At 43.9% G+C, this 14,896-nt stretch carries 11 protein-coding genes; 5 read left to right on the forward strand and 6 right to left on the reverse strand.

Annotated features, from left to right (window positions below; all coding sequences use genetic code 11):
* Window positions 1–32: 32 nt before the first annotated feature.
* The 3 genes from MMA19_RS17590 to apbC form a co-directional block, all read right to left on the reverse strand.
* A complete protein-coding gene (locus MMA19_RS17590) occupies window positions 33–2,141 on the reverse strand; it encodes an AsmA family protein (RefSeq protein WP_240206819.1) in 2,109 nt (702 codons plus the stop codon).
* 157 nt (window positions 2,142–2,298) lie between these two features.
* Window positions 2,299–2,940, reverse strand: a complete 642-nt coding sequence (gene udk, locus MMA19_RS17595) for a uridine kinase (RefSeq protein ID WP_006070044.1) — start codon at window positions 2,938–2,940, stop codon at window positions 2,299–2,301.
* Window positions 2,941–3,143: 203 nt separating this feature from the next.
* Window positions 3,144–4,220 (reverse strand): iron-sulfur cluster carrier protein ApbC, encoded by a 1,077-nt coding sequence (apbC, locus tag MMA19_RS17600; protein ID WP_240206820.1) that lies wholly within the window; start codon window positions 4,218–4,220, stop codon window positions 3,144–3,146.
* A 167-nt stretch (window positions 4,221–4,387) separates the two neighbouring features.
* On the opposite strand from apbC, the gene metG reads away from it, so the two are divergent.
* Window positions 4,388–6,454, forward strand: coding sequence for a methionine--tRNA ligase (gene metG / locus MMA19_RS17605; RefSeq protein ID WP_240206821.1), 2,067 nt, complete (start codon window positions 4,388–4,390; stop codon window positions 6,452–6,454).
* Window positions 6,455–6,654: 200 nt separating this feature from the next.
* On the forward strand, window positions 6,655–7,461 hold the full coding sequence (locus MMA19_RS17610; protein WP_240206823.1) for a hypothetical protein: 807 nt from the start codon (window positions 6,655–6,657) through the stop codon (window positions 7,459–7,461).
* A 49-nt stretch (window positions 7,462–7,510) separates the two neighbouring features.
* On the opposite strand, the gene fadR is transcribed toward MMA19_RS17610, so the two are convergent.
* On the reverse strand, window positions 7,511–8,350 hold the full coding sequence (fadR, locus tag MMA19_RS17615; RefSeq protein WP_006070040.1) for a fatty acid metabolism transcriptional regulator FadR: 840 nt from the start codon (window positions 8,348–8,350) through the stop codon (window positions 7,511–7,513).
* A 672-nt stretch (window positions 8,351–9,022) separates the two neighbouring features.
* On the opposite strand from fadR, the gene nhaB reads away from it, so the two are divergent.
* On the forward strand, window positions 9,023–10,615 hold the full coding sequence (gene nhaB, locus MMA19_RS17620) for a Na(+)/H(+) antiporter NhaB (protein WP_038229448.1): 1,593 nt from the start codon (window positions 9,023–9,025) through the stop codon (window positions 10,613–10,615).
* A gap of 80 nt (window positions 10,616–10,695) precedes the next feature.
* Window positions 10,696–11,238 (forward strand): disulfide bond formation protein DsbB, encoded by a 543-nt coding sequence (dsbB, locus tag MMA19_RS17625; RefSeq protein WP_006070038.1) that lies wholly within the window; start codon window positions 10,696–10,698, stop codon window positions 11,236–11,238.
* A 71-nt stretch (window positions 11,239–11,309) separates the two neighbouring features.
* On the opposite strand, the gene MMA19_RS17630 is transcribed toward dsbB, so the two are convergent.
* Window positions 11,310–11,912 carry a YecA family protein gene (locus MMA19_RS17630; RefSeq protein WP_240206825.1) on the reverse strand — a complete coding sequence of 201 codons (603 nt, stop codon included), beginning with the start codon at window positions 11,910–11,912 and terminating at the stop codon, window positions 11,310–11,312.
* A gap of 123 nt (window positions 11,913–12,035) precedes the next feature.
* Here MMA19_RS17630 and dusC point away from each other — a divergent pair, with 123 nt between their 5' ends.
* Window positions 12,036–12,998, forward strand: a complete 963-nt coding sequence (dusC, locus tag MMA19_RS17635) for a tRNA dihydrouridine(16) synthase DusC (RefSeq protein ID WP_240206826.1) — start codon at window positions 12,036–12,038, stop codon at window positions 12,996–12,998.
* A gap of 10 nt (window positions 12,999–13,008) precedes the next feature.
* On the opposite strand, the gene malZ is transcribed toward dusC, so the two are convergent.
* Complete coding sequence (gene malZ, locus MMA19_RS17640; RefSeq protein WP_236111339.1) at window positions 13,009–14,841, reverse strand: maltodextrin glucosidase; 1,833 nt, start codon at window positions 14,839–14,841, stop codon at window positions 13,009–13,011.
* Window positions 14,842–14,896 lie beyond the last annotated feature (55 nt).

Here is a 14,896-nt window from a genome sequence, read left to right on the forward strand (position 1 = left end):
GCTGGCATTGGCTTTACTTGTAGCTGGCTAGTTTAGTTAAACAGCCCTTTTAGTAGCCCATCGACGGCTTTCTTGGTCTTTTCATCTTTAATACCAAGACGCTCAGTCGCGCGTTCTACTTCTTTTTGAGCTTTCTGTTTCAACACATCGTCAAACACAAGAGCAAACTTAGGTTCAGTCCAAGCACCGGTCACTTTGATTGGAATCGTAACATCACGCAGCTCCGTAATGCTTTGACCACCTTGCCCTTCTAGTGTCCCTACGATAGAAGTGCGCACCAAAAAGTCGACCGTCTCATTAATATAATTCGCAGATCCTTCACCTTGAATACGCAATAGCGGCGATTCTGCTGACATATCTTTGGTGGATACGACACCTTTGGCTAGCTTGAGTGTAGCTTTCATCGCGCTAAAGTCGGTTTTCTTAGGCCCTTTTTCAGCTTCAACAGACTGACCTTTAAAGCGAGCGTAATTTTCTCTGATAATCTGTGCAACGTTGATACCATTGACGGCACCATCAGCAAAATTGATCTTCACCGTACCCGCTAGATTTTTCTTAATACCCGTTGGGGTCAAGCTCCTACCTGCAACATTCACATCGATATTACCGGTACCTTCGAGCATGTCGTTGTTAGCAACATCTTTTAAAAGCGGTTGTACTTTTACGCCTTTAATGCGCTTCACGGCACTATAAGATGCTGGTGATTTGCGCGCATCCAGTTTTGCTTTTGCTGTAATTGATCCGCTATACAGTTGAGAACTAAATGACGTTAGTTCTGCTACGCCACGATTAACATAAAAGTCGGCTTTTACTTTCTGCATGTGCGCATTAGCCGCTTTAAACTTATCAATCGTTACACTGCCTTTTACATCCAAGCCTTTAAGTGCACTTAAGTCAGGTTCTACCTCTTTCACAGGTGCAGATTTGCCTGAAGAAGCGGTTGGCTGGCCACCAGAATTAGCTGTTTTATTGCCGGTCTGAGTTTGGTTTAATCCTAAGAACTCATCAAGGTCAATATTAGGACTATGCAGTGAGAAGCGGACTTTCGGAATATCAGCCAATTGAACAGTCGCCTTCCCATCTAGCTCCATTTTATTGAGTGATAGTTTTTGAAGCACAAAGTTCAAGAAGTTCTTCTTAAGATCAAAGCTAAGATCTGATGACATACCAACTTTCATTGGAGATTGAGGTAGTGGTTTACCCTCTAAGGTAGAGTCAAGTGTCAACGCGCTTAACTTAAGCATGGTCATCGCTTTATCAATTTCAAATGACGTACCACCTTTGGCATCGAAGCTAAGATCTGGCGTTTTACCTTTAACCGCAAACTCAATACTGTTTGGTTTATCAAATTCGAATGTCGCTACCGTAAGCTGAGCTTGCTCAACATTATTAACCGTATCTTGATATGTAGCATCGAACTTGATGTTTTTCAGTGCGTACTCAGCAAAGTCCTTGCTCAACTTAAAGTCTGCAGTACCTTTAGCAGTAAAACTCTGGTCGTTGTTTTGACCTTTCAAATCAAAGTCGGCTGTAGTCCATTGGTCTGCTGCGAACTGAGAGACATTTAAACCGACATCATAAAGCTTGGTAAATGACCCTGTTTCTTCGTTAGAAATCTCAAGTAACGCATTGGACACCGTCACACCAGAAAGTGAAATGCTCCAACCTTGTGCGGCAGACGCGGGCGACGTAGTCTCAGGCTCGGTCGCTGCCTTATCGGCTGGGGTTGCAGATTCAGCCTCTTTGCTAGCCGCAGTCAATGCATCCAAGTTAGACGTTCCGTCTTTTAATGTTTCTAAATGAACTTGCGCACCATCAAGCGTCACAGAACCAATTTCTAGGGTTTTATCGAGCAGAGGCATCACCCCAACACTCACGCCAACTTGGCTGACACTGAATAGATTGGGATTCTTAAAGCCCTGAGGATTCTTGAGATTTGTTTGACCAAGTTCGAATCCAAGTGAAGGGAAGAACTGCCAACTGATGTCACCGCTTATTTCAAGTTCTAGACCAGTTTGTGCCTGAACCTGCTCAGTTATCATAGGTTTGAACTGATTAGGGTTTACAAACATCACCAAGGCGGCGATAGCGACGACGATAAGCACAATCGGGATCGCCAAGATAAGGAGTAGTTTTTTCATTCGCATCTTCCTTGCAAAGCGGAAAACAAAAAGTGGCACATAAAGTGCCACTAATCTATTAAAAAATAAAGCAATTTAAACGTTATACGTGCACCCGTTCAGTATAGAACAGTTTGGTTACTTATAACGTAAGAATTCAATCCGAATATTGTAAGGATTACGCTTTTAACAGCTTTGCGATGTGTGCTTTGAGTACATCGATCGCAATACGGTTTTTACCGCCACGTGGAACGATAATATCAGCGTACTGTTTTGACGGCTCAATAAACTGCATAAACATAGGACGAACCGTTTTTTGGTACTGCTGAAGAACGGATTCCATGGTACGTCCGCGCTCTTCAACATCACGTTTAACGCGACGCAGTAGGCAGATATCAAGCGGAGTATCCATAAATACCGTCGCATGCATTAGCTTGCGAAGACGAGGATCAGTCAGAAGAAGAATACCTTCAAGGATGATGACTTTCTTTGGTGTCATCGACGTAGTGTTATCAGTGCGAGTATGTTCGGAGTAGCTATATTCTGGCACTTCTACCGCTTCGCCTTGAATCAGCTTTTCAAGATGGTCGCAAAGCAAGTCATGATCCAGTGCACTTGGGTGGTCGTAGTTCGTTTTTACACGCTCTTCCATACTCAAATGACCTTGGTCATTGTAGTAACAATCTTCCGTGATCACTCCGATTTGATGGTCGCCTACCTTCTCGCGAAGTTCGTTATAGATTGTGCTCGCAATGAGGCTTTTTCCGGAAGCAGAAGCGCCAGCGATACCTACGATGACACATTGATTATTATCAGACATTCTTTGCACCTAGTACATATATGGTGGTGAGGACAAAACCGGGTAATTATATGGACATCAACCCTTAGATACTAGTCGAGATCTCACTTATTTGATGCCCAATTTTGCCCTCGCTCAAGAAATAGGAAATTGCAATCGATTACTTCATTTTACAAAGTAGAAGGCAATAAGAAACCGAGCTCACAACTAGCTCGGTTTCTCCGTTATTCCACCATTTTGAACAAGATGGATTCCGGTTTAGCTTTTCCATTCCAATACAGGTCTGCACATACTCTTTCAGCCAATTTTGTGTAGATTTGAGCATGTTCACCTTCTGGGTTAGACACCACAGTTGGCGCACCATTATCAATGGATTCTCGAATATCAATATGAAGCGGAACTTGGCCCAGCAGGTTAAGACCGAATTTCGAAGCCATCCATTCAGCACCACCTGCGCCAAAAATATGTTCTTTCGAGCCACATTGGCTACAAATGTGATAACTCATATTTTCGACGATACCCACCACAGGAACAGACACTTTTTCAAACATAGCGGCACCTTTGATAGCATCTGCTAGCGCTAAGTCTTGTGGGGTGGTGACAATCAATGCGCCAGTCACCGGGATCTGTTGAGACAGGGTAAGTTGGATATCACCAGTACCTGGCGGCATATCAATCACCAGATAATCAAGTTCTGGCCATTCGGTTTCATTAAGCAGCTGAGCTAACGCTTTAGATGCCATCGGGCCACGCCAAATCGCCGCATCATCAGAGCTAATAAGGTAACCGATAGATTGAGTATAAATGCCGTGCGCGGCAATTGGTTGCATCCACTTTCCGTCGCGGACTTCGGGATGCGCATTGATTTGCCCAAACATCATCGGAATAGACGGTCCATAGACGTCGGCATCAAGAATACCTACCTTCGCCCCAAGCTTACTGATGGCAAGCGCTAGGTTGACCGCTGTTGTCGATTTCCCGACCCCTCCTTTTGCGGACGTTACCGCGATAACGTTCTTCACGCCTTTGATTTCTGACGCCACCGTTGTTTCTAGTGCTTTCACTTGGCTTGATACAGAAAACTCAAATGCTGCCACTTGGTTTGATTGTTGCTGCGTTTTAATCCAAGTCGTCAGCTCTGAAATCAGTGATTGATTAGCGAAAGGCAACGTAATCTGAAATTCACCAGATGCCGATACAGACACTACATCCGGTGACTCGCTCCAACCCAGTTTTAGGTTTTCCCCGTGAAACTCCCCGAGCCACTGGCAAAAATCTTGTTTTGATTCGAACGTGCGCATCTTGCTTTCCTTATTATTTTTTAGTCCTGTTAAGATTAGCATTACGTCGCCAGAACCAGAACCCCAAAAAAGTTATGGGGATTGACTCTGGATACCTTGGAGTCATGGCAGTCATCATGTAGTATTAGCGAATATTTTACTCTGAATAAAGAAAGCGAAACTAAAGTATGGCAACCGATCCAAGAAACCTTAACTCAAGGAAACTGTTGGTCACTTGCGCGCTACCGTACGCTAACGGTTCTATTCACTTAGGACATATGCTTGAGCATATCCAAGCGGATATCTGGGTGCGCTACCAACGTCTACGTGGCAACGTAGTAAACTTCATTTGTGCTGATGACGCTCACGGCACACCAATCATGCTGAAAGCTCAGCAGATGGGGATCTCGCCAGAAGAAATGATCGCAGCAGTTAGCGAAGAGCACCAAAAAGATTTCGCTGGCTTCGATATCAGTTTTGATAACTACCACAGCACGCACTCAGAAGAGAACCGCGAGCTTGCATCTCACATCTATCTGGAATTGAAAAAGAACGGCTTTATTTCAAGCCGCACTATTTCTCAGTTGTTTGACCCAGAGAAAGAGATGTTCCTCCCAGACCGTTTTGTTAAAGGTACTTGCCCTAAGTGTAAGTCTGAAGACCAATACGGTGACAACTGTGACAACTGTGGTGAAACATACAGCCCAACAGAACTTATCAACCCTAAATCTGCGGTATCCGGTGCAACCCCAATCATGAAGGATTCTGAGCACTTCTTCTTCGACTTGCCTCAATTTGAAAGCATGTTGAAAGAGTGGACTCGATCTGGCTCACTTCAAACTGAAACTGCAAACAAGATGCAAGAGTGGTTTGAATCTGGTCTACAACAGTGGGACATCTCTCGCGATGCACCGTATTTCGGTTTCGAAATCCCTGGCGAAAAAGACAAGTTCTTCTACGTGTGGCTAGATGCACCTATCGGTTATATGGGCTCATTCAAAAACCTATGTGACAAGCGTGACGACTTAGACTTCGAAGAGTACTGGAACAAAGACAGTAGCACCGAGCTTTACCACTTCATTGGTAAAGACATTGTTTACTTCCACAGTTTGTTCTGGCCTGCAATGCTTGAAGGTTCTGGTTTCCGCAAACCAAACAACGTATTCGTTCACGGCTACGTAACGGTTAACGGCGCGAAAATGTCTAAGTCTAAAGGTACATTTGTGAAAGCAAGCACTTACCTTGACCACCTAGACCCAGAATGTCTACGTTACTACTACGCTGCAAAACTGAACAGCCGTATCGACGATCTTGACCTTAACCTTGAAGACTTTACGCAACGTGTAAATGCCGATGTGGTGAATAAGATTGTTAACTTGGCTTCACGTAATGCAGGTTTCATTACTAAGCGTTTCGAAGGCAAGCTTTCTGAAAACTTCGCTGAGCCAGAGCTATACAATGAATTTGTAGCCGCCGCTGATCGCATTGCTGAGTTGTATGAAGCTCGCGAATTTGGTCGTGCAATTCGTGAAATCACCGCACTTGCTGACAAAGCAAACCAATATGTTGATGAAAAAGCGCCATGGGTTGTCGCGAAAGAAGAAGGTAAAGACCAAGAGCTACATGATATCTGCTCTGTTGGTATCAACTTGTTCCGTGTGCTGATGACTTATCTCAAGCCTGTAATGCCTGCTCTTGCTGCTCGCACCGAAGCTTTCCTAAACGAAGAGCTATCATGGGATGGCATCGCGCAGCCACTCTCTGCTCATGAGATCACTAAGTTCAAGGCTCTGTTCAACCGTATTGATCCTAAGAAAGTAGAAGCAATGATCGAAGCGTCTAAAGAAGACGCAGCGGCAGAGCAAGCTGCGAAGGAAAAAGCGGAAGCAGCTAAGACGGAAACTGAACTAAGCAAAGACCCAATTGCAGAAGAGATCGAGTTTGATGCTTTTGCTAAAGTTGACATGCGTATTGCTCGTATCATCTCTTGCGAAGAAGTGCCAAAAGCAAACAAGCTATTGAAATTCCAGCTTGATATTGGTGGTGAAACACGTCAAGTATTCTCAGGAATTAAGTCCGCGTACAAGCCAGAAGAGCTTGAGGGTAAGCTAACCGTGATGGTTGCAAACCTAAAACCTCGTAAGATGAAGTTTGGCATGTCTGAAGGCATGATCTTGGCTGCAGGACCAGGTGGCAGCGATCTTTGGATACTTGAACCGCATGAAGGCGCACAGCCAGGTATGCGAGTGATGTAACCGACTCTTTTATGACTAAAAGCCAGCCTTCGCGCTGGCTTTTTTTGTGACAGAATTCACACAAAATGTGCATTTGCACCAATTAGTCGCACTCCCATTGACTGACTGATATATAACTCATTGTTTTTAAATGAATAATCAATTGGCATTGAGCTTGCTGAGACATAGACAGTAAATATTGTTCGAAAAAGGAGGTCGTTATGTTTGTATTACTGTCTCTACTTCTATCTTTAGCCATTCTTGCAGCTATCTATCGATATGCCAAAGTCACCGAGGCAAAAACTGAGCGTAAATATCAACTCATCGTTCATTTACGTGAGTTAGTCACATTAATCAGACAGCACCGCACCGCTACTCACTACACATTGATGTTTGAGCAAAAGAAGAATAAGCAGCTGGAGAAAATTGAAGTCGCAATGGAAGAGTGCTGCCTTGCATTGACTGACATTGCTCACTTCGACAACAAACCTATGTATCGTGTGCTGCACAGCAATATTAAGCTGTTAAGTCGTTCTTGGAAGAAGCACAGCGTCAACAAAAACCAAATTGTACATGGCAAGCTCATTCGTCAGACATTACTGCTGATTGATGACATTCTGGTTGCTTGGTTGATGGCTGTAGAAAGAGAGGAATTAGAACAAGAGTATCGTACTCTATGGCAAAGTGTTATTGACTCGCTTGATTGCCTAACTCAGTTAAGGCTTTGTATTGATAGCATTGACTCTGAGCTAGGCAAACAACGCGCCTTGCACTACTGCAATCAAATCCATCGCAAGGTTAACCAACTTAGCTTAGTAGGTCCGCTGTCTATTCCCTCTCCTATGTACAGCACTGCCATAGGTAAAATAGAGGCGTTGATTGACCATCCTAAAGCCGAGCTCGATAAAGAATTTATGTATCAGCTCACGTCGGAGCTCTCTGAACTAATATTCACCAACTACGATGGCATCATTAAAGAGCTAGCAGAAGAACTATACCAGCCGATTCCCAATTCAGTCATCGTCTGAAGCAAGACTTGCGCTCACAAAAAAGGCCACGATTGTGGCCTTTTCATTTTTAACTGTCGTCTTCGGTAAAGTCAGTCGGAAGAGTGGTCTTCATCTGATTCCAGATCTGACTACTCTCAATACCATAGTGACGAATAACCAATGGTAATTTGTCTCTATTACCCGTTTGGCAAACATCTAGAAGCTCTTTATAGAAGTTCAGAGCCAACGCACGTGCTTCTGGATTCGAGAAGTAGTAGCTACCTACACGATCATAAAGCTTCTTAAGACCGTTAAAGATCAAACCATAGATCTGGTTCCCAGAATGGAATGCGAGGCGTTGGAAAAGCATGTAATCATAGAAGTTGAAAGTGCGAGCCACCAGCATAGCTTGGCGCTTAGCTTCATCTTTCTCACCTTCATCTTTTACGTTCTGTTTGATCTTGTCAGCGTATGGGGAAGAAGCGACAAACTCGTCCCACGACTCCGCTTTCAACAGACTCTCACAAGAATCAATCACACCTTCAATCGTGCGCTCAGAATTCTCTTTATTAGCTTTAAACGCATAGCGCATAAAGATTGGGCTGATGTTCGTTCTCGCTGCTAACAAATCTTCTACGATAGAAGTCGCGTTATCCGCATCAAGAGTCATCAGCGTATCTAGGATATGAAGACCAGACGTCTCCATAAATTGATTCACTTTTGTTGGCTTGCCATGTTGGATCGTCAACCAACCATCTCTTGCTAGGCGCTGTAGCACTTCTCGAAGCGTGGTTCTTGTTACCCCAATTAGTTCAGATAGCTCTCGCTCAGCTGGAAGAATGGAGCCAGGAGGAAAACGGCCATTCCAGATGCTCTCAATAATATACTTTTCAGCGAACCCTGCTGGGCTCTTCGCCTTAATTACCATTATGGGGTGTATCCAATCATTTTATTTATTCGTGTATAGAACTCATCATACCACTACTTCGAGAATTTGGTAAACCTACACTACTTATATCTGTAACAATACCAAAATAGAGCAAATACTCCATTTTAACAATTTTCTCAGCATAACCATTTATAGGTACGAGGCATAAGTATTACATATTTATTAATGTTCTATTAACCTCAAACCCCTTATAGATTATGGTTATTCAACCTATCATAGCCAAAACTAATCAATACGTTTTTATCGAGTATTAGGCGCAAATCACGCTAAAAAACATACTTTTTTGAAGGCTATGTTTCGAATATTATCCATGAGTCATATTTTAGGTGGTCAGCCACCTAGAGGCTAAAAACGCAACTATTGTATAGGTCTATGTTTTGCTTATTACACATAGATCGCGTTTTTAACAAAAAGTAGAAATTTACCAATCTGAATTTGTAATTTTTGTTGACTATATCTTACCGAAGAGTAGAGTTTCGGGCGAAGCAAGGAGTGCTTAGCAACTGAGGGACTTGGCAAGTGAACAATGGTCTCCACTCCATGTAAGCATTGTTCGTTTACTAAGTTTTTTAAGTTAGATATTTTGGAAGCCCTCTCAAATACTCTCGTACCCTTGCATTTGTCGATTAATAACAACATAAGAGTATTACTATGCCGATGTCTTTAGGAAATGCTTTTATCAAGAACTTTCTTGGTAAGGCTCCCGATTGGTATAAAGTAGCGATCATCGCTTTCCTAATTATCAACCCTATCGTTTTCTTCTTCATTGACCCGTTTACCGCTGGTTGGCTGTTGGTCATTGAGTTCATTTTCACGCTTGCTATGGCGCTAAAATGCTACCCATTACAGCCTGGTGGCCTACTTGCAATCGAAGCCGTTGCAATTGGGATGACCAGCCCGGGTATGGTGAAGCATGAAATCGTCAACAACATTGAAGTTCTATTGCTTCTAGTGTTTATGGTTGCCGGTATTTACTTTATGAAGCAGCTTTTGCTGTTCATCTTTACTAAAATACTTCTCGGTATCCGCTCTAAAACAATGTTGTCTCTCGCATTCTGTTTCGCAGCCGCTTTTCTGTCTGCGTTCCTAGATGCTCTGACCGTTATCGCTGTTGTTATCAGCGTAGCTGTAGGTTTCTACTCGATTTATCACAAAGTCGCGTCTGGTCAACCTAGCAGTTCTTCTCATGACCATACTCAAGATGAACACTTATCTGAACTAACTCGTGATGACTTGGAAGACTACCGCGCGTTCTTACGCTCACTACTTATGCACGCTGGTGTTGGTACCGCACTGGGTGGCGTAATGACCATGGTTGGTGAGCCACAGAACCTAATTATTGCCGATCAAGCAGGATGGCTGTTCGGTGAGTTCATCATGCGAATGCTGCCAGTTACTGCGCCAGTATTCGTTTGTGGCCTTATTACTTGTGCACTTGTTGAGAAATTCAAGGTATTTGGCTATGGCGCCAAGCTACCAGACAACGTTCGTCAAATCCTTGTTGATTTCGACCGCGAAGAACGTAAAACACGTACTAAACAAGATGTTGCTAAGCTTTGGATTCAAGGTGCTATCGCAGTTTGGTTGATTGTTGCTCTTGCAATGCACTTGGCCGCTGTCGGTCTTATTGGCCTGTCTGTGATTATTCTTGCAACGTCTTTTACCGGTGTTATTGAAGAGCACTCAATGGGTAAAGCGTTTGAAGAGGCACTACCATTCACGGCACTACTTGCAGTGTTCTTCTCAATCGTTGCTGTAATTATTGACCAAGGGCTGTTCAAGCCAATCATTGATGCTGTGCTGCATATCGAAGACAAAGGTACTCAGTTGGCGCTGTTCTATGTTGCGAACGGTCTGTTGTCGATGGTATCTGATAACGTCTTCGTTGGTACGGTATATATTAACGAAGTGAAAACAGCATTGGTCGAGGGTGTCATTGACCGAGCGCAGTTTGACTTATTGGCCGTCGCTATTAACACAGGTACTAACCTACCTTCAGTAGCAACACCGAACGGACAAGCAGCCTTCTTATTCCTGCTCACATCTGCTTTAGCACCACTTATTCGTTTGTCTTATGGCAAGATGGTGGTCATGGCCCTGCCATACACTATCGTTCTCGCTTTGGTCGGCTTATTTGGTATTGTTTATCTCTTAGAGCCAATGACAGCGATATTCTACGATCTAGGCTGGATTACCGAAGCCACAGGTAAGGTAATTGAGGCGAGTGTCTCATCTGGGCACTAATTTTTAGTTGATTGTGAAACTAATCCGCGTTAAAAAGCTCTGAGTATTCAGAGCTTTTTTATTTCAACAAGGACGTATCAGTGACGGTTCTTTCCAACATCAAAGCATTTTCCAAAACTCGTTTGTCTTGGGGCCTGCTTTTTATCTGCACCATTTTCTTCGAGCTTTGTGCCTTATTCTTCCAACATGTTATGCAGCTTGGTCCATGCGTGATGTGTATTTATGAACGGGTTGCCATGTTTGGTATTACCGGTGCTGCGTTAATAGGTATGATCAATCCGAAAAATACGGTAATGCGTTGGATTGGATTTGGTGCTTGGGGTGCTTCGGCAATCAAAGGATTAACATTGGCGCTTGAACACGTGGACTATCAGTTCAATCCATCACCTTTCAAGACCTGTGATTTGTTCGTCACCTTCCCAGATTGGGCACCTTTAAATCAATGGGCTCCTTGGTTATTTGAAGCCTACGGTGACTGTTCTAAAGTCGTATGGCAGTTCCTGACACTATCAATGCCACAATGGCTGGTGATTATCTTTGCAGGTAACTTAGTTGCACTGGCCATCATCATTATCTCCCAAAGCGCGAAACTGTCTGGCTCCAGAGCACGTGGTTTTCAGTAACGCTTTTCGGTAACTAATTGATAAAACAAAGCCTCCAAATTGGAGGCTTTGTTTCTTATGGTTGTAAGCGATTACTGACCACAGCACTTCTTGAACTTTTTGCCACTACCACAAGGACAAGTGTCATTACGGCCCACGTCTTTAAACGGGTTAACGGTTTGAGATTGATGTCCAATCATCATTTCATCAGCCGCCATACCTACTTCGTGTATCATCGCATCTAACTGTGGTAGAAATTCCGTTAGTTGTGGTAGCTTTTCATACCCTGCTTGACGCATTTCGTTATGCGTCTGCTCTTCATCAATAGCCAGCATAAACGTAGTTAACAGCGCTTGAAGCATGCGCTGCGAGCCATCTGCAAACTGCTTGTTAATCCATTGCTGTTCAACAGTAGGCCACACAGTCATAAACCCTTCGGCTACGTCTGCTAACTGCTCAGTATTACTGCCAATAAAATCCGTAAGATGGTATTGAGCGGTCTTCAATTGGGCGTATTGAGCATTTAGATGATCTACAATCCATGCTTCTTGCTCAGCCGAATAGTCGCCGACCACATTAGCTAACCAGCTTTCCGGCTTTAATGGTTCGACCGCAAAGTTTGCCGCCAAGATTGCGCCTTCAATAAATGCCCTAGACTCACCTGTCCAATCAGCAGGTAGCTCGATGAATTTCATACGTTGATCTTTTATCTTAAAAATTTGCAGCAAGTATATTTGGCTACGTCGCTGAACTCAATGGTCGATTCTTTACCCTATAACAGGTAGAATCCCCGCTCCCTGAGTATAGTGAGAACTGGTATGCGTGTTGTTTTGGGCCCAATGGAGGGCGTTTTAGATCATCTAATGCGAGAGATTCTTACAGAGATCAACGATTACGATCTCTGTGTGACTGAGTTTGTTCGTGTCGTTGACCAAACCCTACCCGATCACGTATTCCACCGACTGTGCCCTGAGTTAGCGCAAGGTTCAATGACCAAATCCGGTACACCCGTTCATATTCAATTACTGGGTCAAGACCCTCGCTGGATGGCAGAAAATGCTGTAAGAGCGGCGAGCCTCGGTGCTAAAGGTATCGACCTTAATTTTGGTTGCCCCGCAAAACTGGTTAACAAAAGCAAAGGGGGCGCTGCCCTACTGCGACATCCAGAGCTTATTCATAACGTCGTTAAAGCGTGTCGTGAAGCTGTTGACCGCAATATCCCGGTGACAGCGAAAATCCGCCTAGGTTGGGAAAACCCGGATGATTGCTTTGAGATTGTCGATGCGATAGAGCAAGCTGGAGCCAACGAGTTAACCGTTCATGCTAGAACCAAAACTGGTGGCTATAAGGCAAGCGAGATCAAGTGGGAATATATCAATGAGATCCGCAAGAAAACATCAGTTCCCTTAATTGCCAACGGTGAAATCTGGAACTTTGAAGATGGTCAACGCTGTATAGAAACTACCGGTGTTGATTCACTCATGGTCTGCCGTGGCGCGTTTAATGTCCCTAACCTCGGCAATGTAGTGAAACATAACCACACCGTGATGCCATGGCAAGACGTGGTTGATTTGTTGCTGGTCTATTCGACTTATGAAATCAAAGGCGACAAAGGACTGTACTACCCTAACCGAGTAAAACAATGGTTCTCATATCTTCGTCAACAATATCCTCAAGCGAACGAGTTGTTCCGAGAAATACGCACTTTCAATAAGGCTGCACCTATCGTTGAGCATATACAGAACTACCGTGACAATGTACTTGAGACATTGCCACAGTAGTTTACTCAGGCTAAAGGGTTAGAAGCAGTGAATGTTCGCCTTCTATCGAGACGGTGAGCATTCCTTTGTTAGCAGAGATCATCTTTTCGGTAATTGGACAACGAAACGCTCCCTGTTCAATCCCCAGCTTCCAAACGGGCAATTCTACTTGGTTAGATTGTTTTCCTAGATTGAATCCACTTATCACCACTTCGCTATCGAGTTGGCGAGCGAATACCAAACAAGCGTCATCAACATACAAAGGCATAAAGCTACCTTTTTGCAGTGCCTTCGAGCGCCGACGAATGGCAATCATCTTTTTAAAGTACGGTAGCCATTCACTGTGCTCAATCTGTTCCCAAGGGAAGCAACGACGGTTGTCTGGGTCGTGAGAGCCTTCTAGAGCAATCTCGGCACCGTAATACAAACAAGGCGCCCCCACAAAAGACATCAATAGCTGGTTCGCGATAGCAAACTTCGCTTTGTCTCCACTAAGTGTTGTAATAAAGCGTTCAGTATCATGGCTATCTAACTGGTTGAGCTGTGACAGCTGGTTGTTCCATGGAACCTTTGCACTTGCTTCCTGAAGCCACTCAAGAAAGTCATGGCAGTCAATGTTAATTGGATCAAATTGAATGTCCTTGCTTGCTAGCAAAGCCCTAACTGGATGCGCGAATCCATAATAGTTCATCGCCCCATCTTCTTGATCACCCTGTAGCCACTGAGTCGCCTCAAAGAAATGCTCTCCGAGCATATAAGAATCTGGGTTCACCGACTTCATCGAATCACGGAATGCTTTCACATAATGCGCATTATTGGTTGCTCCCTCTCCTTCACCTAACATATGAATCACATCAAAACGCCAGCCATCGATATTATATGGGGGCTTTAGCCAGTACTTGATGACTGAGCTTTCGTCCAGATAGATCTGGTTGCATACTTCTTGGTTGTGGAAATTCAATACTGGTAACGTGTCAATCCCTTTCCAGCCAACGTACCTATCTGAGTCAGCTTCAAAAAAGTAGTAATCACGATATGGGCTATCTTGCGATGTATAAGCTCCATTGCCGTGACTAAGGATATCGAACCATGAATGTGAGGTGGATGTGTGATTGAGTACTGCATCTAGCACTACTTTCAAGCCTCGTTGATGAAGCTTATCCGTCAATTGGGCAAATTGTTCATTAGTGCCAAATTTTGGATCAATTGAGTAGTAATCAACGGTATCGTATTTATGGTTAGAGTATGACGTGAATATTGGGTTCAGATAAAGCGTAGTGATACCTAAATCTTGAAGATAGTCGAGTTTACTTTCGATGCCCGCAAGGTCACCACCGAAGAACTCTACTGCACCAGTATCACCATGAGTACCAACACTTTCTCCCCACTGTTTTTTCACAGACTGTCTATTCCGAGCAGGGTATTGATATTCACCCGTTTCCACCGCTAAGTCTGGGTCACCGTTGCAAAAACGTTCAGGGAAGATTTGGTAGAAAACTTGCTCTGCTACCCAACTTGGGGGCTGATGACAGCGATTGTACTTAAAATGGTACTCTCGCCCGGGCATACGTTTTTGAACACCGCGGGCATCTAACCAGTACTGATCCGTTTGCGTTAGAGCCTTAAACACGTAGTAAGTAACATCTTTATCTTCGCTAAGAGGAAGCGTCGCCTGCCAAATATCAAGTCGTCCTTTCGTGCCCACCTTAGACATAGGGACTATGTACTCTTCATTGTCAGGCTCATGACGAAGGCTTACCGACTCATAATCTTTTGCTTCAGCAAACAAAGTAATGGTTAGCTTATCTTCGACGCGCACCACCCCATCATGAGTCTGTGGATGAAATAAAAAAGGCTGTTTCATTGTTATTCTTCTTTAAATAGAGGGAACGAGATTACGTTATCTTAGTTGAATAACC

Source organism: Vibrio sp. CyArs1 (genome assembly GCF_022432925.1).
In the GTDB taxonomy this organism is placed as follows: Bacteria; Pseudomonadota; Gammaproteobacteria; order Enterobacterales; family Vibrionaceae; genus Vibrio; species Vibrio mediterranei.